This is a genomic window from Pseudomonas fluorescens, assembly GCF_004683905.1.
GTDB classification, from domain to species: domain Bacteria; phylum Pseudomonadota; class Gammaproteobacteria; order Pseudomonadales; family Pseudomonadaceae; genus Aquipseudomonas; species Aquipseudomonas putida_A.
Genome location: NZ_CP038438.1, coordinates 5,898,701 through 5,920,190, shown reverse-complemented (window position 1 = coordinate 5,920,190; position 21,490 = coordinate 5,898,701). Strand labels below are relative to the sequence as shown.

Annotated in this window: 18 protein-coding genes; 12 read left to right on the top strand and 6 right to left on the bottom strand. The window is 61.0% G+C overall.

Going from position 1 to position 21,490, the window contains the following annotated elements; translation table 11 throughout:
- The first annotated feature begins 64 nt into the window (after positions 1-64).
- Positions 65-418, top strand: a complete 354-nt coding sequence (locus E4T63_RS27465) for a YkgJ family cysteine cluster protein (RefSeq protein WP_027610425.1) — start codon at positions 65-67, stop codon at positions 416-418.
- A 142-nt stretch (positions 419-560) separates the two neighbouring features.
- Here E4T63_RS27465 and E4T63_RS27460 read toward each other — a convergent pair whose 3' ends face one another.
- The gene (locus tag E4T63_RS27460) at positions 561-1,049 is read right to left on the bottom strand and encodes an Lrp/AsnC ligand binding domain-containing protein (protein WP_003177284.1); all 489 of its coding nucleotides are present in this window, start codon (positions 1,047-1,049) and stop codon (positions 561-563) included.
- A gap of 156 nt (positions 1,050-1,205) precedes the next feature.
- Between E4T63_RS27460 and dadA the strand changes: the two genes are divergently transcribed.
- The 6 genes from dadA to E4T63_RS27430 all read left to right on the top strand — a co-directional run bounded on the left by dadA (position 1,206) and on the right by E4T63_RS27430 (position 7,297).
- A complete protein-coding gene (gene dadA, locus E4T63_RS27455; protein ID WP_025112723.1) occupies positions 1,206-2,510 on the top strand; it encodes a D-amino acid dehydrogenase in 1,305 nt (434 codons plus the stop codon).
- The gene (locus tag E4T63_RS27450) at positions 2,482-2,835 is read left to right on the top strand and encodes a RidA family protein (RefSeq protein WP_135296830.1); all 354 of its coding nucleotides are present in this window, start codon (positions 2,482-2,484) and stop codon (positions 2,833-2,835) included. Before dadA ends, E4T63_RS27450 begins: the two co-directional genes overlap by 29 nt.
- 94 nt (positions 2,836-2,929) lie before the next feature.
- Positions 2,930-4,003: an alanine racemase gene (alr, locus tag E4T63_RS27445; protein ID WP_135296829.1), complete on the top strand. Its 1,074-nt coding sequence runs from the start codon at positions 2,930-2,932 to the stop codon at positions 4,001-4,003.
- An 88-nt stretch (positions 4,004-4,091) separates the two neighbouring features.
- Positions 4,092-4,640 carry a cupin domain-containing protein gene (locus E4T63_RS27440; protein WP_007920393.1) on the top strand — a complete coding sequence of 183 codons (549 nt, stop codon included), beginning with the start codon at positions 4,092-4,094 and terminating at the stop codon, positions 4,638-4,640.
- Positions 4,641-4,822: 182 nt separating this feature from the next.
- Entirely contained in the window at positions 4,823-5,236 is a 414-nt protein-coding gene (locus E4T63_RS27435) for a c-type cytochrome (protein ID WP_135296959.1), read from the top strand.
- Between the two features lie 138 nt (positions 5,237-5,374).
- Positions 5,375-7,297, top strand: a complete 1,923-nt coding sequence (locus E4T63_RS27430; protein ID WP_135296828.1) for an acetyl-CoA hydrolase/transferase C-terminal domain-containing protein — start codon at positions 5,375-5,377, stop codon at positions 7,295-7,297.
- 129 nt (positions 7,298-7,426) lie between these two features.
- Here the strand turns inward: E4T63_RS27430 and E4T63_RS27425 are convergent, their stop codons facing one another.
- Positions 7,427-7,999: a xanthine phosphoribosyltransferase gene (locus E4T63_RS27425; RefSeq protein WP_007962388.1), complete on the bottom strand. Its 573-nt coding sequence runs from the start codon at positions 7,997-7,999 to the stop codon at positions 7,427-7,429.
- Positions 8,000-8,054: 55 nt separating this feature from the next.
- Entirely contained in the window at positions 8,055-10,064 is a 2,010-nt protein-coding gene (rep, locus tag E4T63_RS27420) for a DNA helicase Rep (RefSeq protein WP_027610430.1), read from the bottom strand.
- Positions 10,065-10,318: 254 nt separating this feature from the next.
- On the opposite strand from rep, the gene E4T63_RS27415 reads away from it, so the two are divergent.
- Entirely contained in the window at positions 10,319-11,992 is a 1,674-nt protein-coding gene (locus E4T63_RS27415) for a putative bifunctional diguanylate cyclase/phosphodiesterase (RefSeq protein ID WP_027610431.1), read from the top strand.
- Between the two features lie 127 nt (positions 11,993-12,119).
- Here E4T63_RS27415 and E4T63_RS27405 read toward each other — a convergent pair whose 3' ends face one another.
- Complete coding sequence (locus E4T63_RS27405) at positions 12,120-13,517, bottom strand: NorM family multidrug efflux MATE transporter (RefSeq protein ID WP_135296827.1); 1,398 nt, start codon at positions 13,515-13,517, stop codon at positions 12,120-12,122.
- A gap of 159 nt (positions 13,518-13,676) precedes the next feature.
- On the opposite strand from E4T63_RS27405, the gene E4T63_RS27400 reads away from it, so the two are divergent.
- The 3 genes from E4T63_RS27400 (at position 13,677) to E4T63_RS27390 (ending at position 18,189) form a co-directional block, all read left to right on the top strand.
- Positions 13,677-14,597, top strand: coding sequence for a LysR substrate-binding domain-containing protein (locus E4T63_RS27400; RefSeq protein ID WP_047596753.1), 921 nt, complete (start codon positions 13,677-13,679; stop codon positions 14,595-14,597).
- A gap of 181 nt (positions 14,598-14,778) precedes the next feature.
- Positions 14,779-16,755: a methyl-accepting chemotaxis protein gene (locus E4T63_RS27395; protein ID WP_027610434.1), complete on the top strand. Its 1,977-nt coding sequence runs from the start codon at positions 14,779-14,781 to the stop codon at positions 16,753-16,755.
- Positions 16,756-16,974: 219 nt separating this feature from the next.
- The gene (locus E4T63_RS27390; RefSeq protein ID WP_135296826.1) at positions 16,975-18,189 is read left to right on the top strand and encodes an aldose 1-epimerase family protein; all 1,215 of its coding nucleotides are present in this window, start codon (positions 16,975-16,977) and stop codon (positions 18,187-18,189) included.
- Here the strand turns inward: E4T63_RS27390 and E4T63_RS27385 are convergent.
- Both E4T63_RS27385 and E4T63_RS27380 read right to left on the bottom strand, forming a co-directional pair.
- Positions 18,186-19,679: a YifB family Mg chelatase-like AAA ATPase gene (locus E4T63_RS27385; protein WP_135296825.1), complete on the bottom strand. Its 1,494-nt coding sequence runs from the start codon at positions 19,677-19,679 to the stop codon at positions 18,186-18,188. The two genes, E4T63_RS27390 and E4T63_RS27385, sit on opposite strands and share 4 nt — an antisense overlap.
- Before the next feature lie 763 nt (positions 19,680-20,442).
- Complete coding sequence (locus E4T63_RS27380) at positions 20,443-20,703, bottom strand: accessory factor UbiK family protein (protein ID WP_007920416.1); 261 nt, start codon at positions 20,701-20,703, stop codon at positions 20,443-20,445.
- Positions 20,704-21,116: 413 nt separating this feature from the next.
- Between E4T63_RS27380 and glnK the strand changes: the two genes are divergently transcribed.
- Positions 21,117-21,455, top strand: coding sequence for a P-II family nitrogen regulator (gene glnK, locus E4T63_RS27375; RefSeq protein ID WP_002555808.1), 339 nt, complete (start codon positions 21,117-21,119; stop codon positions 21,453-21,455).
- The last annotated feature ends 35 nt before the right edge of the window (positions 21,456-21,490 follow it).

Below are 21,490 nucleotides of genomic sequence, written 5' to 3'. Positions count from 1 at the left end.
TTGCTGTGTGGATCTCGGCTTTTGCGGCACAATTGCCGCCTATTTCATGTGGATTACCGTTTCGATGAGTTGCAACCGCCAGACCATTCGCGACCTGCGTCAGCAGATCCCCACGTTCGAGTGCGTGCCGGGCTGCCATGACTGCTGCGGGCCGGTGACCACCTCGCCGGAAGAAATGTCACGCCTGCCGCGCAAGACCCGCGCCGAGCAGGATGCGGCGATGGAAGAACTGAACTGTGTACACCTGGGGCCGAATGGCTGCACGGTGTATGGCGAGCGACCGCTGATTTGCCGGTTGTTCGGTACCACCAAAACCCTGCCATGCCCGAACGGGCGGGGGCCGGTGGAGTTGATTCATCCACGGGTTGAAAAGCAGATCTTCGAATACATGGCGGCGAATCGGCAGGTGCTGGTTTAGCGCAATTGCTGGAACCGAGTCGACCCAATCGCTGGCAAGCCAGCTCCCACAGTGATCGTTGTCGTTCACAGAATATGTGTTAATCACTGAACCTGTGGGAGCTGGCTTGCCAGCGATGGGGCCGGATCAGGCAGCACAAATCTCAGTCCGGAATCGGCAGGCTCAGGCTCTCCTTCACCTCTTCCATCACGATATAGCTTTTGGACTCACGCACATGCGGCAGCTTCAACAGAATGTCGCCCAGCAGCTTGCGGTACGAGGCCATCTCGGAGATCCGCGCCTTCACCAGATAGTCGAAATCCCCTGACACCAAATGGCATTCCAGCACGTGCGGCAGTTTCAGCACCGCGCGGCGGAACTCTTCGAAGGTGTCGCCGGATTTGTAATCGAGGCTGATCTCCACGAACACCAGCAGGCTACCCTTCAAGTGCTGCGGGTTCAGGCGGGCGTTGTAGCCCATGATGATCCCTTCGCGCTCCAGTCGCCGCACTCGCTCCGTACACGGTGTGGTGGACAGGCCAACCTTCTCCCCGAGTTCGGTAAACGATATGCGCCCGTCCGCCTGCAGGATCCGCAAGATGTTGCGGTCGATCTTGTCCAGCTCACGTTTGGTCTGAGTGTTGGTACGCATAGGGGATGCGCCTCCGTGAAAAGGGTTTTTGCCGAGAATTGTCGCCAAATATAGGCGCTTATATAGTGAAATGCACTGGCCATTCTTTTTTACACTGCGCGCATCATTGCTCTAACAACAGACGTACGCGGCCCCGCCGCGATGAGGGATACAAAAATGCGCGTAATGGTCTTGGGTAGCGGCGTCATCGGTACCGCCAGTGCTTACTATCTGGCCCGTGCCGGGTTTGAAGTGGTGGTGGTCGACCGGCAGCCAGCCGTGGCCATGGAGACCAGTTTCGCCAACGCCGGCCAGGTGTCGCCGGGTTATGCCTCGCCATGGGCTGCGCCGGGTGTACCGCTCAAGGCCATCAAGTGGTTGCTGCAGCGCCACGCGCCGTTGGCGATCAAGGCCACTGCCGACATCGACCAGTACCTGTGGATGGCGCAAATGCTGCGCAACTGCACCGCTAGCCGTTACGCAGTGAACAAGGAGCGCATGGTGCGTCTGTCCGAGTACAGTCGCGACTGCCTCGATGAACTGCGCGCCGAAACCGGCATCGCTTACGAAGGCCGCAGCCTCGGTACCACGCAACTGTTCCGCACTCAGGCACAGCTCGATGGCGCCGCTAAAGACATCGCCGTGCTGAAAGAGTCCGGCGTGCCGTTTGAAGTCCTCGACCGCGCCGGCATTGCCCGCGTCGAGCCGGCCCTGGCCAATGTCACCGACATCCTCGCCGGCGCCCTGCGTCTGCCGAATGACCAGACCGGCGATTGCCAGATGTTCACCACGCGTCTGGCGGAAATGGCCGTGAAACTCGGTGTGGAGTTCCGCTTCGGCCAGGACATCCAGCGCCTCGACTACGCCGGTGACCGCATCAACGGCGTGTGGATCGACGGCAAGCTGGAAACCGCCGACCGCTATGTGCTGGCCCTCGGCAGCTACTCGCCGCAATTGCTCAAGCCGCTGGGCATCAAGGCGCCGGTGTATCCGCTCAAGGGTTATTCGCTGACCGTGCCGATCACCAACCCGGACATGGCTCCGACTTCGACCATTCTCGACGAGACCTACAAAGTCGCGATCACCCGTTTCGACAACCGCATCCGCGTCGGCGGCATGGCGGAGATCGCCGGTTTTGACCTGTCGCTGAACCCGCGTCGGCGCGAAACCCTGGAGATGATCGTCAACGACCTTTATCCTCAGGGCGGCAATCTGGCCGAGGCGAGCTTCTGGACCGGTCTGCGTCCGACCACCCCGGACGGTACGCCGATCGTTGGCGCCACGCCGTTCAAGAACCTGTTCCTCAACACCGGTCACGGCACCCTGGGTTGGACCATGGCGTGCGGTTCCGGTCGTTTGCTGGCCGATCTGATGGCGAAGAAAAAACCGCAGATCAGCGCCGAAGGCCTCGATATTTCCCGTTACGGCAACAAGCCTCAGGAGTCCGCAAAACATGGCAATCCAGCGCCAGCTCACCAATGAGCGCATGAGTCAGATCGTCAGCCACAACGGTACGGTGTATCTGGCCGGACAGGTCGGCGACGACTTCAACGCCGGGATTGAACAACAAACCCGCGAAGTCCTGGCCAATATCGAGCGCCTTCTCGATCTGGCCGGGACTGACAAGCAACATCTGCTGTCGGCGACGATTTATCTGAATGACATCGAGGCGCACTTTGCCGGGATGAATTCGGTGTGGGATCAGTGGCTGCCCAAAGGCGCCGCGCCGGCCCGGGCCACCGTCGAAGCGAAGATGGCCAAGCCGAGCATCCTGGTCGAGGTCTCCATCGTCGCCGCGTTGCCGTAACCGATTCAAAGATCCCTCTCCCGGCGCTGTTGGCGGTTCACGTCGTCAGTCGGCGCCGGTTTTTATTTCCATGACCGCCTAGAAGTCTGCCGCCATGCGTCCTGCCCGTGCCCTGATCGACCTAGAAGCCCTGCGCCACAACTACCGAATTGCCCGCGAAGTCACCGGCGCCAAGGCGCTGGCGGTGATCAAGGCTGATGCCTACGGTCACGGCGCGGTGCGTTGCGCCCAGGCGCTGGAAACCGAGGCCGACGGGTTTGCCGTCGCCTGCATTGAAGAAGCGCTGGAGCTGCGCGCGGCCGGCATCAAGGCCCCGGTGTTGTTGCTCGAAGGCATCTTCGAGGCTGACGAGCTGGCACTGATCGTCGAACATGATTTCTGGACCGTGGTGCATTCGCTGTGGCAGCTCGAAACCATCGAGCAGACGGCATTGAGCAAACCGATCACCGTGTGGCTCAAGCTCGATTCCGGCATGCACCGCGTCGGCCTGCATCCGAAGGACTACGCGGCGGCCTACCAGCGCCTGCTGGCCAGCGGCAAAGTGGCGAAAATCGTGCTGATGAGCCACTTCGCCCGCGCCGATGAACTGCATGAGCAGAGCAGCGCCGATCAGGTCGCGGTGTTCGAAGCGGCGCGTCAGGGTCTGGCTGCCGAAGTCAGCCTGCGCAACTCGCCGGCCGTGCTCGGTTGGCCGCAGATCCACAGCGACTGGGTCCGCCCGGGCATCATGCTCTACGGCGCGACCCCGTTCGAAGAAGCCAACGCCGTGGCCGAGCGTCTGCAACCGGTGATGACCCTCGAATCGAAAGTCATCTGCGTGCGCGAACTGCCCGCCGGCGAGCCGATCGGCTATGGCGCCAAATTCATCACCGACAAGCCGATGCGCATCGGCGTGGTTGCCATGGGCTATGCCGATGGCTACCCGCGTCATGCCCCGACCGGCACGCCGGTGCTGGTGGCCGGCAAACGCAGCCGCCTGCTTGGCCGCGTATCGATGGACATGCTCTGCATCGACCTCACCGATGTGCCGGAAGCGGACCTCGGTTCGACCGTCGAACTGTGGGGCAAAAGCATCCTCGCCAGCGAAGTGGCGCAGTGGGCGGACACCATTCCGTACCAGATCTTCTGCAACCTGCGTCGCGTGCCAAGGCTCTATTCCGAGGGTTGAGGCCAGCACGGGGGCCAAGTGTTGTAAATACTGAACGCTGTCGCCATGATAACGCTCAATATTCTTACAACATCAGGAGGCTCCCGCCTTGGACGTCGGTGAACGACTGCAATCGATCCGCAAGCTCAAAGGGCTTTCCCAGCGTGAACTCGCCAAACGCGCGGGCGTCACCAACAGCACCATTTCGATGATCGAAAAGAATAGCGTCAGCCCTTCGATCAGTTCGCTGAGGAAGGTTCTGGGCGGGATTCCCATGTCCATGGTCGAGTTCTTTTCCGAAGAAATCCTGCAGGAAGTCCCGACCCAGATCGTCTACAAGGCCAACGAGCTGATCGACATCTCCGACGGCGCGGTGACCATGAAACTGGTCGGCCGCGCGCACCCGAGCCGGGCCATCGCGTTTCTCAACGAGATCTACCCGCCGGGCGCTGATACCGGCGAAGAAATGCTCACCCATGAAGGCGAAGAAACCGGGATTCTGGTGGAAGGGCGTCTGGAACTGGTGGTGGGTCTGGAAACTTTTATTCTCGAAGCCGGCGACAGCTACTATTTTGAAAGTACCAAGCCGCACCGTTTCCGTAATCCGTTCGACGCGCCCGCGCGACTAATCAGCGCAGCCACGCCGGCGAATTTTTAAAGACAGAGGTGCCAGGCCATGACGGTGAAGGCATCCGATGAGTTTTTCCACAGCGCGGTATAACCCCTTCGACTATGGGGTTGTTTCAGTGTGGCGGGCTACCCGCTATACTTGCGCCCGCCTGCGAACCGTGGCCGCAGGCGTGAATAGCCACCATTGAGGGTGAACGCGTGAACCTAATTATGAAAATGCTGGCCGCACCAGCAACCGTACTGGCCCTCTGGGCTGTCAGCGCTCAAGCTGCGACGAATGACGACATTGCCAAGCGCCTCGAGCCGGTCGGCCAGGTGTGCGTTCAGGGGCAGGAATGCAAGGGGATGGAAGTGGCTGCGACTGCCGGCGGCGGTGGCGGTGCGAAATCCCCTGATGAAGTGATTGCAAAACATTGCAACGCTTGCCACGGTACCGGCCTGCTGGGTGCACCGAAAATCGGTGACACCGCCGCCTGGAAAGACCGCGCCGATCATCAGGGCGGCCTCGATGGCATTCTCGCCAAAGCCATCACCGGCATCAATTCCATGCCGCCAAAAGGCACCTGCGCCGATTGCTCGGATGACGAGCTCAAGGGCGCGATCAAGAAGATGTCCGGCCTGTAACAAGGCGCGCTTCTGACGAAAAAAACCGTCTTCGGACGGTTTTTTTGTGCCTGCGATTCACGGCTTTCGCTGTCCTTTGCAGCAAAGTCGAGGCAAGCTCGGTCTACCCCTATTCACGGAACGGGCAGGAGGCTTCAGATGGTGCAGTTGTGTTCGATCGAACAGGCAGTGGACGATGTGCTTGCACGCTTGCCGGCGCACATCCACATGGGCATGCCGCTGGGGCTGGGCAAGCCCAATCACTTCGTCAACGCGCTGTACCGGCGGATCAAGGATTTGCCCGAACGACAGCTGACGATGTACACCGCGCTATGCCTGGGGCGGCCGACGCTGGGCGACGGTCTGCAGAAGCGCTTCATTGAACCCTTCGTCGAGCGCGTGTTCGGCGACTACCCCGAATTCGATTTCCTCGCCGATCTGCAGCGTGACAGCCTGCCCGCCAACATCCGCATCGAACAGTTCTTCATGCAGCCCGGCAGCCTGCTCAACAGCGCGCCGGCCCAGCAGGATTACGTCAGCAGCAACTACAGCCACGCCGCCCGCGATATCAATGCCGCCGGCCTCAATCTGGTGGCGCAATTGCTCGCCAGCAGCAGCGAGCATCCCGATCGCCTGAGCCTGAGCTGCAACCCGGACATCACCCTTGACCTGCTGCCGATGATCACCAAGCGCCGCGACGCCGGGGAGACCATTCTGCTGGTCGGTCAGGTGCACACCGATCTGCCGTACATGCCCGGCGATGCCGAAGTCGATATCGACACCTTCGACCTGCTGATCGACGCGAAGGACAGCAGCACGCTGTTTTCCACGCCGAACATGCCGGTGGGTTTTCAGGATCACTTCATCGGTTTGCACGCCAGCACCCTGGTGCGCGACGGCGGCACCTTGCAGATCGGCATCGGTTCGATGGGCGACGCGCTCACGGCCGCATTGCTCGCGCGGCAGGCGGACAACGCTGGTTACCAAGCCTTGCTCAACGACATCAATCTCAGCCAGTGGGCGCAGTTGATCGAGCGCGAGGGCGGCACTGCGCCATTCGCCAAAGGCCTGTATGGCTGCAGCGAAATGTTCGTCAACGGTCTGCTGGTGCTGGCGGATGCCGGGATCATCCGGCGCAAGGTCTACCCCGACGTGCACACTCAGGAGCAGGCCAACGCCGGCACCCTCGATGAGTCGGCGCAGACCGATGGCATCTCGGTGCACGGCGGCTTCTTCCTCGGCCCGCGCAGTTTCTACGAGCGCCTGCGCGAGCTGCCGCTGAGCAAGCGCCTCGAATTCAACATGACCCGCATCAGCTACATCAACGAGCTGTACGGGCAGGAAGAGCTCAAGCGCTTGCAGCGTCTCGATGCCCGGTTCATCAACACCGTGTTCACTATGACGCTGATGGGCGCGGGTGTGGCCGATCAATTGGAAGACGGGCGGGTGCTCAGCGGTGTCGGCGGGCAATACAATTTTGTCGCCCAGGGCCACGCGCTGCACGATGCGCGCTCGATTCTGATCCTGCGCAGCTGGCGCGAGTCCGCCGGCGAGGTCAGCTCGAACATCGTCTGGGAGTACGGCCATTGCACGATTCCACGGCACCTGCGCGACATCGTGGTCACCGAGTACGGCATCGCCGATCTGCGCGGCAAGACCGATGCGGTGGTAATCGAGTCGTTGCTGAACATCAGCGATTCACGCTTTCAACCGGGGCTGATCGAACAGGCGCAGAAGGTCGGCAAACTGCCGAAGGATTTCCGCCTCGATCCACGCTTTGCCGACAACACCCCGCAACGCTTGCAGGCGATCGCCGCGAAGCATCCGAATCTGTTTCCCGAGTATCCGCTGGGTTGTGATTTCACCGCGATCGAACGGGATCTGCTGCGGGCGCTGAACTGGCTGAAAAGTAAGTTCAAGCTGAGCGAGATCTTGGAGCTGGGCAAGGCTGCGCTGGATGCGCCGGAGGCTTCGACGTTCCCCGAACACCTTGAACGTATGCAACTGACCCACCCGGAAGGCCTGAAAGAAGACCTGTTCCAGCGCTTGCTCCTTACCGGCCTGAAGGCCACCGCGCAGTAACGGCTCACCCCAAAACCAACTGTGGGAGCGGGCTTGCTCGCGAAGGCGTCGTGTCAGTCAAAGAATAGCTCGACTGACACGACGCCTTCGCGAGCAAGCCCGCTCCCACAGGGGGTAATGCGGTGTGGCTTATTCGATGAAGGTAACGACGCCATCCTTCAGCGATTTCACGCGGGCCAGCGATTCAACGCGATAGCCCTGCGAATCCAGCTCGGCACGGCCGCCCTGGAACGACTTCTCGATCACGATGCCCAGACCGGCGACGGTGGCGCCAGCCTGTTTAATGATCGAGATCAGCGCCTGCGAAGCCTTACCGTTGGCCAGGAAGTCGTCGATGATCAGCACGCGGTCGCTGCTGGTCAGGTGACGCGGCGAGATGGCCACGGTGCTTTCGGTCTTCTTGGTGAACGAGTAAACGGTCGCCGACAGCAGGTTTTCGGTCAGGGTCAGGGACTGTTGCTTGCGGGCGAAGATCACCGGCACGCCCAGGTTCAGACCGGTCATGATCGCCGGAGCGATGCCCGAGGCTTCGATGGTGACGATCTTGGTGATGCCCGAATCCTTGAACAGCGTGGCGAATTCGTCGCCGATCAGCTTCATCAGGGCCGGGTCGATCTGGTGGTTCAGGAAGGCGTCGACTTTCAGGACCTGGTCGGAAAGCACGATGCCTTGTTCGCGGATTTTCTGCTGCAATGCTTCCATGAAGCTGTCCTCGTTCAGCGCCTGTGCGCCCTAAGCTTTAAAAAAGTGGTCAATTCTAGCGCTTTAACATCGCGCGTATATCAGCCAATGCGCTATTGCCGCGCACGGCTTTGACTTCGGTCGGTGTGTCGTCGTTGCCTTCCCACGCCAGGTCGTCCGGTGGCAGCTCATCGAGGAAGCGGCTTGGCGCGCAGTCGATGATCTCGCCGTACTGTTTGCGCTTGGCGGCGAAGGTGAACGCCAGGGTCTGACGGGCGCGGGTGATACCCACGTAGGCCAGGCGGCGTTCTTCTTCGATGGTGTCGGCTTCGATGCTGGAGCGGTGCGGGAGGATTTCCTCTTCCATGCCCATGATGAACACGTAAGGGAATTCCAGGCCCTTGGACGCATGCAGGGTCATCATCTGCACGCCTTCGGCGCCGTCCTCTTCTTCCTGCTGCCGCTCGAGCATGTCGCGCAGGACCAGTTTGCCGATGGCGTCCTCGACGGTCATCTCGCCGTCTTCGTCTTTTTCCAGGGTGTTCTTCAAGGCCTCGATCAGAAACCAGACGTTGCTCATCCGGTAGTCCGCAGCCTTGTCGCTGGAACTGTTGGTGCGCAGCCAGTTCTCGTAGTCGATGTCCATGACCATGCTGCGCAGCGCCGAGATCGGGTCTTCGCCGGCACACTGCTCACGGACCTTGTCCATGAAGCGCTTGAAGCGCGACAGGCGATCGGTGAAGCGGCTGTCCAGATGCTCGCCCAGACCGATTTCGTCGGTGGCGGCGTACATCGAGATCTTGCGTTCGGTGGCGTAGTTGCCGAGTTTTTCCAGGGTGGTCGAGCCGATTTCCCGGCGCGGCACGTTGATCACGCGCAGGAAGGCGTTGTCGTCGTCCGGGTTCACGATCAGGCGGAAGTAGGCCATCAGGTCCTTCACTTCCTGACGGCCAAAGAAGCTGTTGCCGCCGCTCAGGCGGTACGGCACCTGGTGGTGCTGCAACTTCAGTTCGATCAGCTTGGCCTGGTAGTTGCCGCGATAGAGGATCGCGAAATCGCTGTACGGGCGGTCGGTACGCAAGTGCAGGCTGAGGATTTCCATGGCCACGCGCTCGGCTTCGGCGTCCTCGTTGCGGCAGCGGATCACGCGGATCTCGTCGCCGTGGCCCATCTCACTCCACAGCTGTTTTTCGAATTCGTGCGGGTTGTTCGAGATCAGCACGTTGGCGCAGCGCAGGATGCGGCTGGTGGAGCGGTAGTTCTGCTCGAGCATCACCACTTTCAGCGACGGGTAGTCATCCTTGAGCAGCATCAGGTTTTCCGGCCGTGCGCCGCGCCAGGCGTAGATCGACTGGTCGTCGTCACCCACCACGGTGAACTGGTTACGCTTGCCGATCAGCATCTTCACCAGCAGGTACTGGCTGGCGTTGGTGTCCTGGTATTCGTCGACCAGCAGGTAACGCACCTTGTTCTGCCACTTTTCGAGGATGTCGGCGTGCTCTTCGAAGAGCTTTACCGGCAGCAGGATCAGGTCGTCGAAGTCCACCGCGTTGAACGCCTTGAGCGTGCGCTGATAATGGGTGTAGACGATGGCGGCAGTCTGTTCTTTCGGATTTCGCGCGTTTTCCAGCGCCTGGGCTGGCAGGATCAGGTCGTTTTTCCAGGCGCCGATCATGTTCTTGATCTCGTCGACGCCGTCGTCGCCTGCGTATTCCTTCTGCATGATGTCGGTCATCAGGGCTTTGACGTCGGTCTCGTCAAAGATCGAGAAACCGGGTTTGTAGCCCAGCCGCGCATGCTCCTTGCGGATGATGTTCAGGCCCAGGTTGTGGAAGGTGCAGACCGTCAGGCCGCGACCTTCGCCGGCACGCAGCAGGGTGCCGACCCGCTCCTTCATCTCGCGCGCAGCCTTGTTGGTGAAGGTCATGGCGACGATGTACTGCGCACGGATGCCGCAGTTCTGGATCAGGTGCGCGATCTTGCGGGTGATCACGCTGGTCTTGCCGGAGCCAGCGCCGGCGAGCACCAATAGAGGGCCGCCGACGTAGTTCACGGCTTCTTGCTGCCGGGGATTGAGTCGGGACATACGAAAATTCGGGAGTCGTTGACGAAATGGGCCGGCATTTTAACAGGCTCAGCGATTTGTGCTGCTCTGTCCGACTTGTGACGTACCACGCGACTCAAATTTGCCGGTTTTGTTACTTTCGCGGAGGATACACGGTGATTTTGCGGCTAATGTTCTCATTCGTGACACAAAATAACGTTCTGATAATCGTTGTCATTGAACATCGCAACGGCATAATGCCCCGCCCACATCATTGCAGAGTCTAGGGAGCTAGCTTGTCTACGCCTGTCGAACCCTTGCGTTTGCTGCTACTGGCCGAAGAGCCAGCGTGGACAGCGTTATTGCGCGAGTGTCTGGCTCCGATGGGGAGCGCGGCGGTGCTGATCAGTGCGCCGAGCTGGGAGTCGGTCAGCAGTCTGTTCGAAGACAATCGTCACGCGGTGTTGTTGACCGTTCCCGCGTTGCAGCCGGCCCCGGGCCGTTGCAGCCTGCCGACGGTGTTGCTGCTGGATCACGAACCGGCCACCGCGCCGGTTGGCGTCAGTGACTGGCTGGTGTTCGACGCCCTCGACGCCGGCATGCTCCGCCGTTGTCTGCGCCATGTGCGTGAACGCGGCGTCCTCGAAAACACCCTGCAACGCCTGGCCGAACAGGATCCGCTGACCGGCATCGCCAACCGCCAGGGCTTCCAGACCCTGCTCGCGGCGCGCCTGGCGGAAAACGACGGCCGTGGTCTGGCCCTCGGGCATCTCGATCTCGACAACTTCCGTCACGCCAACGACGCCCTCGGTCATCAGGCCGGCGACCGGTTGATCCTGCAAGTCGTCGCGCGGCTGAAAAGTCAGCTTGAGGCCGGGGATCAACTGGCGCGGCTGGGCAGCGACGAGTTTGCCTTGCTGATCGACACCCGCCGCGCGCCGCAACGCGCCGAGTGGATGGCCGAACGCATTACCGAAGCCCTCGCCGAACCGTATTGGGTCGATGGCGAAAGCCTGTTGATCGGCTCCAGCCTCGGCATCGCCCATGCCCGTGCACAGGGTGGTGCCGACCCGCTGATGTGGCACGCGCACATTGCCATGCAGCAGGCCAAGAGTACGCAGGGCTGCACCTTCCATATCTTCAACGAACGCATCAACCGCAACGCCCGGAGCATGGCCGACCTCGAAAGTGAGCTGCGCCGGGCCTTGCGCCGCGATGAGCTGGAGTTGCACTACCAGCCACGGCTGAATCTTGCAGACGGGCAGATCGTCGGCCTCGAAGCCCTGGTGCGCTGGCGCCATGGCGAGCGCGGTCTGCTACCGCCGAGCGAATTCGTGCCGCTGGCCGAGCAGAGCGGTCTGATCGTGCCGCTGGGCTACTGGGTGATTTCCCGCGCGTTGCGCGACATGCAGGCACTGCGCGAGCGCGGGCTGCCGGCGCTGCACATGGCGATCAACCTGTCGTTCCGCCAGTTTCAGGACAGCCAGTTGCTGCCGACGCTCAGCCGGCTGATTGCCGAGCGCGGGGTCGAGGCGCAGTGGCTGGAGTTTGAGCTCACCGAAACCGCCGTCATGCGGCGCAGCGATCTGGTCAAACAGACCATGGACGCCCTCGGCCGTCTCGGCGTGCGTTTCTCGCTGGATGACTTCGGCACCGGGTTCTCCTCGTTCGTGCACCTCAACAGCCTGCCGATCACCTTGCTGAAGATCGACAAAAGCTTTGTCGGCGGCATGGAGCAGCGCGAAGAGAATCGCAAACTGGTGCACGCGATGATCAACCTCGCGCATAACCTGCATCTGGAAGTGGTGGCGGAGGGCGTGGAGACCCCGGAGCAACTGGAGTTATTGCGCGGGTTTGGCTGTGATCAGGTGCAGGGCTATCTGATCAGCCGGCCGTTGCCGTTGGCAGAGCTGGTTGAATACCTGACCTTCGGCTCTAGCCAGCAGCCAGCCCTCGAAATCGTCAGTTGAACGCAATCTCCGGGTTAGGCATGAATCCCTGTGGGAGCGGGCTTGCTCGCGAAGGCGTCGTGTCAGTCAAAGCATAGGCTGCCTGACCCACCGCTTTCGCGAGCAAGCCCGCTCCCACAAGGGAATCTCAGTCTGCCTGAGCGACTGTGTACTGGTTTGATGACAGAGGTTCGCGCTGAATCATCCGCTTCATCTTCCATTCAAACGCCAGCGTCAGGCTCACCGCCGCGCAGGCCAGGCCCAGCGCCAATCCCCACCAGACGCCCGTCGGCCCCCAGTTTAGGTGGAACGCCATCCACCACGCCGCCGGTGCGCCAATCAACCAATAACAAGCAAGGCCAACCAGAAACGTGGTTTTCGCATCCTTGAGTCCACGGATGCAGCCCATGGCGATGGTCTGCGTGCCGTCAAACAGCTCGAACCACGCCGCCACCGCCAGCAGGCTCACCGCCAGACGAATCACTTCGGCAAAGGCCGGATCGTTGTGATCAAGGAACAACCCGACCAACTGATTCGGCAACAGCCAGAACACCATGGCAAAACCCAGCATCACCACCGCACCGAAAACGATGCCGACCCGGCCGGACATCCGCGCATCGCTCAGTTGCCCGGCGCCGTAGTGCTGGCCGACGCGCATGGTGATCGCGTAGGACATCCCCGCCGGCACCATGAACGCCACCGAAACGATCTGCAGAGCGATCTGGTGTGCGCCGAGTTGCGTGCTGCCCATGGTGCCCATGCACAGCGCCGCGAAGGCAAACAGGCCGACTTCCACCGCGTAGGTACCGCCAATCGGCAGGCCGAGGCGCCACAGTTCTTTCAGGTACTGACGATTTGGTCGTGACAGGCCGGCGCGCAATGGGTAGGCGTCGTAGGCCGGGTGCCGGCGAATGTGCCAGGCGAGGGCCAGCGCCATGCAGTTGGCAACGATTGCCGTGACCAGACCGATGCCGGTCAACCCCAGTTTCGGCAGGCCGAACATGCCGGTGATCAGTGCGTAATTGAGCAGGAAGTTGGCCACGGTGCCGCCGAGGCTGATGACCATCACCGGGGTCGCCCGGCCGATCGCACTGGTGAAACCGCGCAGGGCCATGAAGCTCAGGTAGCCGGGCAGGGCGAAGGGCAGGGCGATGAGGAATTGCCCGGCGGCATGGACGTTGGTTTCGGTCTGGCCGAACAGCAGCAACACCGGTTTCAGATTCCACAACAGCAACCCGGCGCCGAGCGCCATCAGCCACGCCAGCCACAGCCCAGCCTGGGTCAGGCGTGCCGCGCCGATGATGTCGCCGGCGCCCTGACGGATCGCCACCAGCGTGCCGACCGCTGCAATCACGCCGATGCAGAAAATCGACACGAACGAGTAACTCGCCGCGCCCAGTCCGCCGCCGGCCAGGGCTTCGGGGCTGAGGCGCGCCATCATCAGGGTGTCGGTCAGCACCATCAACATGTGCGCCAACTGTGAAGCGATCAACGGCCCTGCCAGCCGCAGGATGGCCCAGAGTTCGGTACGCACAGGATGCTGCATGGTCATCACCACCCATCAATCAGAGGGAACAAGAGACCGTCGATTCTCGGCGCTTGGCAGGGTTTGCACAAAAGGATAAAAAGGATGGGTGGCATGATTAAAACTCATCATGAGTAAACCTCGCCGGGGTGGCCGGATGCCGCTAAAGGAGCTTTGTGTATGTCCCGTCGTCTTCCTCCCTTGTATGCCCTGCGCGCATTCGAAGCGGCGGCGCGGCATAGCTCGTTCACCCGGGCGGCCGAGGAATTGTCGATCACCCAGAGTGCAGTCAGCCGGCACATCAAGACGCTGGAAGAACATTTCGCCTGCAAGCTGTTTCATCGCAGTGGGCGCAACCTGCAACTGACGGAGTCGGCGCGGCTGCTGTTGCCCGGCATTCGCGATGGTTTTGCGGCGCTGGAGCGCGCCTGCAACACCTTGCGCGCCGAAGACGACATTCTGCGCATGAAAGCGCCGTCGACCCTGACCATGCGCTGGCTGCTGGCCCGGCTCAGCCGTTTTCGTCACTTACAGCCCGGCAACGAAGTGCAACTGACCAGTGCCTGGATGGACGTGGATTCGGTGGACTTCAACAACGAGCCGTTCGACTGCGCGGTGCTGCTGAGCGATGGGCACTTCCCGCCGGACTGGGAGGCCAGCCTGCTGTTTCCCGAGGAATTGATTCCTGTCGGCGCGCCGAACCTGCTGAATGACCAGCCGTGGGATGTGGCGCGGCTGGCCTCCACGGAGTTGCTGCATCCGACCCCGGATCGGCGTGACTGGCGCAGTTGGCTGGAGCACATGGGCCTGTCCGATCAGGTGTCGCTCAAGGGTGGGCAGGTGTTCGATACCCTCGAACTTGGGATGATCGCCGCGGCGCGAGGCTACGGGGTGTCGATGGGCGATCTGCTGATGGTCGCCGAAGATGTGGCGCAAGGAAGACTGAGCCTGCCATGGCCGACCGCGGTCGCCAGCGGACTGAATTATTACCTGGTGTGGCCAAAAACCCGTCCGGGAGGTGAACGTTTGCGCCGTCTCAGCGACTTCCTGCAAGGCGAAGTGCGAGCCATGGCGTTGCCGGTGGTCAAGCGCTTGAGCTGAAACGTTAGAGCCGCCACAATGCCGGCCTTGTGCCATAACCCTGCTGTTCGCTCAAGTATTCGGCTTTACCGCCGAATACGTGCATGTGGAACCCTCGTGCAGGTATCCACGATTCACCCCCATTAGAAAATTATCCGAGCTGCGATCAAGGAGGATCGGCAAGTTCGGCCAGGAGCTGTCCATGTCTCAACCTCGCGCTCGGATCGCCTCGCAGCTGGGCCTCGCGCTCGCCGTGATACTGGCGATCGTCATCAGCGGCAGTACGGTGTTCGCCCTGCGTTCGCTGGATTCCGCCAACCTCGCCACCCGTGAAGAGCACCTCGCCAGTGAGGCGCGGCTGCTGGCCGACCAGTTGAGCACTTTCCACGGCACGCTGCGCGAAAGCACCCAGCGCCTGAGCGGGCTGTTCGAGAAACGCTTCAGCGCGGGCCTGAGCATTCACCCGGATGAACCGGTGAACGTCGCCGGCACCCAGACCCCGGGCCTGCACTTGGGCAGCGAAGTGTTGAACAACAACTTCAAGGAAGTCGACGAGTTCAAGCAGATGACCGCCGGCGTTGCCACGCTGTTCGTGCGTAGCGGCGAAGACTTCGTGCGGGTCAGCACCTCGCTGACCAAACAGGACGGCACGCGCGCTATCGGCACTCTGCTCGATCACGCACACCCGGCCTACGCGAAGTTGATGGCGGGTCAGGGTTACGTCGGCCGCGCGCTGCTGTTCGATCGTTCCTACATGACCCAATACACCCCGGTGCGCGATGGCAGCGGCAAAGTGATTGCGGTGTTGTTCGTTGGTTTTGATTACACCGATGCGCAGAACGCCCAGTTCGACAACCTCAAGCGCTTCCGCATCGGCCAGACCGGTTCGCTGGCGCTGCTGGATGAGCAGAACAAATGGTTGGTGGCCCCGGCGGGCGTCCAGGCATTGGATCAGGCGGTTACGGTGATTGGCGCTCTGGCCAAGACCCCTGGCAAAGGTCAGTTCTGGGGCGACAAGAACGAAGACTTCTACAGCGTTTCGGTGCCATTTGACGGTGGGCCGTGGGCGGTAGTGGCGAGCATGCCGAAAGCCGAGATTCGCGCGGTGACCTGGAGCGTCGGCACCCAACTGGCGATCGGCAGTTTGCTCGCGATGCTGCTGGCGGTCGGTTCGGTGGTCTGGCTGCTGCGCAGCAAACTGGCACCGCTGAGTGATCTGGTGCGTCAGGCCGAAGCGCTGGGCGCAGGTGATCTGAGCGTGCGCCTGAACGTGTCGAGCAACGACGAGATCGGACAGTTGTCCCGTGCGTTCAACCAGATGAGCCAGGCGCTGTCGACGATGGTCGAACACATCCGCCGCTCCTCGGAAGAGGTCAACAGCCGCGCCCAGGCATTGTCCGGTTTGTCCGGTGGTGCCTACGAAGGCATGGAGCAGCAGTCCGGCGAAATCACCAGCATGGCCGGCGCAGTTGAAGAGTTCAGCGCCACCTCGCTGAACATTGCCGACAACATGGGTGCCACCCAGCGTCTGGCCCAGGAAAACGCTCAGCAGACGCAGATCGGTCGTACTTCCATGGACGAGGCCTCTTCCTCGCTGGAGCAAATCGCTGGCGCGCTGAACACCACGGCTACCGTGATCAACACCCTTGGCCAGCGTTCCCAGGAAATCGGCGGCATTGTCAGTGTGATCACCTCGATTGCCGAACAGACCAACCTGCTGGCGCTCAACGCGGCCATCGAAGCGGCCCGTGCCGGTGAACAGGGCCGTGGTTTTGCCGTGGTCGCCGATGAGGTGCGTAACCTGGCGTCGCGCACCCGTCAGGCCACTGATGAAATCTCCGGGATGATTCACAGCATCCAGCAGGAAACCGGCAATGCCATCAGCACCATGGAACAGGGCAACCTGCTGATGCAGGAAGGACTGTCGCGCAACGCCAACGTGGCGTCGGCGCTGGCGCGGATCGATGAGCAGAGCCGTTCGGCAGGGCAGCAGTTCGCCGCGATTACCACCGCGACCCAGGAGCAGAGCAGCACGGCTACTTTGCTCAGCAGTAACCTGCAGAGCATTGCGCTGGCCAACAGTGAGCAGCGTGAGGTGGTGTCGAACCTCGCGGTCACCGCCAAAGAGCTTGAAAAGCTGGCGGCGGATTTGCGTTCCGAGGTTGATCGCTTCCGTTGATACAGCCTTGATATAGCTTTCGCGAGCAGGCTCGCTCCCACAGTTTCCGGGGTAGCTCATAAATCGTTTGAGCACCCGAATACTCTGTGGGAGCGAGCCTGCTCGCGAATGCAACGCCGCCGATCCATGGCAAATCATCCTATATGTCTCTCATCTTTTCTTGCTGAAACGTTTCCGCAGCGCTATAAAAATGGCACAACTCCAATAAAGGCTGCTGCCATGACCCCGTTCAAACTCGCCGTTGCATTCGGCGCACTCTCTGCTGCTTCCCACGCCATGGCCTGGGATTACGTACTCCTCGATACCAACAAGCCCGCGCAAAACTGGAGCATTACCAGTGAGCAACTCGGGTTGAAAACCGACAAGCCTTTCTCCGTGAGTCTGCGAACCTTGCACGGCGGACGACAGGAAGGTGTCAGCATCGTCGATATCGATAACGGCACGATGAAACTCTCGGTGGTGCCGACCCGCGGCATGAATGTCCTGCAGGCGTCGGTTGGTAACGTGCGCATGGGTTGGGATTCGCCGGTCAAGGAAGTGGTCAACCCGGCCTTCATCGAACTCAATGGACGCGGTGGCCTGGGCTGGCTGGAAGGCTTCAATGAGTTGGTGACCCGCTGCGGTTACGAATGGGTCGGCCATCCCGGTATGGACAATGGCGAGTTGCTGACCCTGCACGGCCGCGCCGCGAACATTCCGGCCAGCACTGTCACGCTGCACATCGATGAAAAACCACCCTACGCCATCAGTCTGCGCGGTGAACTGAAGGAACAGGCGTTCAAGAAAGTCGACTTCTCGGTCGTCACTGAGCTGGTCACCGAGCCGGGCAGCGTGCGCTTTGCCCTCAACGATACGCTGACCAACAACGGCGATTATCCGAAGGAATACCAGGCGCTGTATCACAGTAACTTCAGTACACCGTTCCTTGAGCAGGGCGCGCGGTTCGCGGCGCCGGTGAAACAGGTCTCGCCGTTCAACGACAAGGCCAAAGCCGAGTTGGCGGACTGGCAGACTTATCGCGGTCCAACCAAGGACTACGACGAAACCGTCTATAACGTCGTGCCCTACGCCGACGCAAAAGGCGAAACCCTGACTGTTTTGCACAACAAGGCTGGCAGCCTCGGTGTCTCTGTTGGCTTCAATACACAGCAGCTGCCAGTGTTTTCCCTGTGGAAAAATACCGATACCCAAGGGCAGGGCTATGTCACTGGGCTTGAGCCGGGCACCAGCTTTTCCTACAACCGCCGCTATCAGCGTCCGCTGAATCTGGTGCCGACCATTGCGCCAAAGGCCAGCCAACAGTTTCAGATCAGCTACAGCCTGCTGGCAGACAAAGGCGCTGTGGATAACGCCTTGAAGCGCGTGAGCGAAATCCAGGCCGGGCGTGAAACCGAAGTGCGACAGGCGCCGCTGGTGGATCTGACCGAGCATTAAGGCGTCGCCGGCCGGTATTGCAGCGCCTCGGCCAGATGCTCACGGCTGATTGCATCGACTTGCTCAAGGTCTGCCAGGGTTCTGGCGACCTTGAGCAAACGATGGGCTGAGCGCAGTGACAAGGTCAGCCGTTCGCAGGCTGACTCCAGCCATTTCTCATCGGCTGTGGATAACTGGCAGTGCCGCTTCAGGCCTGGCAGATCGAGGAACGCATTGGCACAACGCTGACGCTTTTGCTGGCGTTCGCGTGCCTCGGCCACCACGGCTGCCGCACTGGCGCTGTCCTCGCCTGGCTTCACTGCCGGATTCAACGCCGTCGCTTCCCGCGCCACCGTCAGGTGCAGATCGATCCGATCCAGCAACGGCCCCGATAGCTTGTTGCGGTAGCGCTGCACCATGTCCGGTGTACAAGAGCACTTGCCGCTCGGCTCGCCAAGATATCCACAGGGGCAAGGATTCATTGCCGCCACCAACTGGAAACGCGCGGGAAAGCGTACGCGATCCTTGGCTCGGGCAATCACGATATGCCCGGATTCCAGCGGCTCGCGCAGCACCTCCAGCACCTTGCGATCAAATTCCGGAAGCTCGTCGAGAAACAGCACACCGTGGTGGGCGAGGGTGATCTCGCCGGGTTGCGGTTTCGAGCTGCCACCGACCAGCGCCGGCCCCGATGCAGAATGGTGCGGTTGACGGAATGGTCGCTGCGGCCAATGGGTCAGTGGCACGCCGCTGGCGACCGATTGAATCGCCGCCACTTCCAGCGCCTCGCATTCGGAGAGTGGCGGCAGCAGGCCCGGCAAGCGACTTGCCAACAAGGTCTTGCCGGTCCCCGGCGGCCCGCTGAACAACAGGTTGTGTGCGCCCGCCGCCGCGATCAGCAGCGCCCGTTTCGCGGCCATCTGTCCTTGCACCTCATTGAGGTCGGGATAAGGTTTCGCCGCATGGATCAGCCCGTCCGAGACATAAGGCTCGACCGGCGTATGCCCGTTGAAATGCGCCACTGCCTCCAGCAGATGATCCACCGCAAACACCTTCAAACCCGAAGCAAGGCACGCTTCCTCGGCATTCGCCCGCGGCACCACCAGTGCCCGCCCGGCCTTGCGCGCCGCCAGTGCCGCCGGCAACACCCCGCGTACCGGCCGCACAGCGCCGGACAACGCCAGTTCACCAAGGCATTCCACATCATCCAGCGTCAGACACGGCACCTGCACACTCGCCGACAGAATCCCCAGGGCAATCGCCATATCAAAGCGCCCGCCATCCTTGGGCAAGTCCGCCGGCGCCAGATTCAAGGTGATCCGCCGCGCCGGAAACTGCAGCCCGGAATTGATGATCGCGCTGCGCACGCGATCCTTGCTCTCCTTTACCGCCGCTTCAGGCAGGCCGACCATGGTCAGCGAGGGCAGACCGTTGGCGAGATGGACTTCGACGGTGACAGCGGGAGCATCCACGCCAACCTGGGCGCGGCTGTGGACGATGGAGAGGGACATGGTCGTTCCTTGAGCTGAATCGGGGACCGCTTCCTGCGGGTTTTTGAAGGGTAGTTGGGGAAGGGCGATCAGGCGGGGGCGAACTTTCACTGGATGTTGCGGGAAAGCGGTCAACCAATTTCGAGGCGAAAAAAAACCGCCTTGAGGAGACGGTTTTCAGTTTGCAGGCTTCGGTGAGGCCAAGGCCTGCGTATCCTTTGCGGACACACTCACGTGCGATCAGGTTATGCATGTTTGCTCATTGGCGCAAGTATCAGATGGGCTTGAAAGGGGGGCAACGGTCCCGTTGATAGCGCCTCATAACGACTTGATACAAGTTGTTTAAATCGCTTTCTAAGGGCTGTCATAAAGTCCGCAATGACGATGCCCACTCATGGGGTATTCGCGAAGTGTGGCCGGGAGCGCAAAGACTTCATGTTCCTCGACACGGTGTGAGACCCGTGCCGGTGCTGTATTTGAGGAACCCACACCCGGCCGCCTTGGCGGACATACTCACGTGTAGTCCCGAAGGTGTTCGTACGCCGGAAAGTGCATCGGAGGTTTGGCCCCACGCAAGGAGGGCCAAAGTATGTCTAAGTTTCTTAAACATATGTGGCGCCTCGTCAGAATCGCGCTATGGGCTTTTCGCCTGTACGAGTTTCTGCGAGACCGTTGGAATAATTCGTTGTAGAGGATTGATCTGACGGAAACCGCTCCTGCCTCGGCAGGAGCGGTTTAATTTCTTTCGCAAACTTCAAGGCACTTTGGCTCAGGGTCTGCAGACTTACTCGGCCGGCGGCGTCAGCTTGGCTTCCATCTCGGCGACTTTGGCCTCAAGGCTTTCGAGGCGAGCACGGGTACGCGCCAATACAACCATCTGACTATCAAACTCTTCACGGCTCACCAAATCGAGTTTGCTGAACGCACTCTGCAGCAGCATCTTGAACTGGCTTTCGATTTCGGCTTTCGGCAGCGGGGTGTCGCCGCTGAACAGGCGGGAGGCGGTGCCGCTCAGGGCGTCGAGGAAGTCTTTGGGCGCGAGCATGGAATGTGTCCTGTAAACAGTGGCGGGCAGTGTATCACGCAGTGTCTATAGTCATTGACGCAGGCACGGATGCACGCTTTTCGCGCAAGCGGACGGACGGCAACGCACCGTTGTTGTGCGTAACCGTCGGGGCTTTTTTGCGCGGGCGCCTGTGGCAGCGGCCAAGGGCTTGAAATCAGAGGAATTTGGCGAGATGGCAAGCTTTCTGCTTAGTCGGTAGTGACCCATGCACTGATGCAGTCGCTGTGACGAATGCAGTGCGGCAGGCGGGACGGGGAGTTTCGCCGGCAGCGGTTAGCTGGCGTCAGTCGGGCAGGTAAGGCCGACGATGCGTTACAAAGCCAGGCACTGCGCTTAGACTTGAGTCGGGTTTGTTTTCCTGGGGCAAGTCCACCAATTCGGGAGAGAGTTTCATGAAGCTAGTCACTGCCATCATCAAGCCGTTCAAGTTGGACGACGTGCGCGAGTCGCTGTCCGAAATCGGCGTGCAGGGCATTACCGTTACTGAAGTCAAAGGCTTCGGCCGGCAGAAGGGTCACACCGAGCTGTATCGCGGCGCGGAGTATGTGGTCGATTTTCTGCCCAAGGTGAAAATCGACGTTGCTATCGACGACAAGGATCTGGATCGGGTTATCGAGGCGATAACCAAGGCTGCCAACACCGGCAAGATCGGTGACGGCAAGATCTTCGTGGTCAATCTGGAACAGGCGATCCGCATCCGTACCGGCGAAACCGATACCGACGCGATCTAAACGCCGCCACAAACCCAACGCCCCAGGAGAAAACA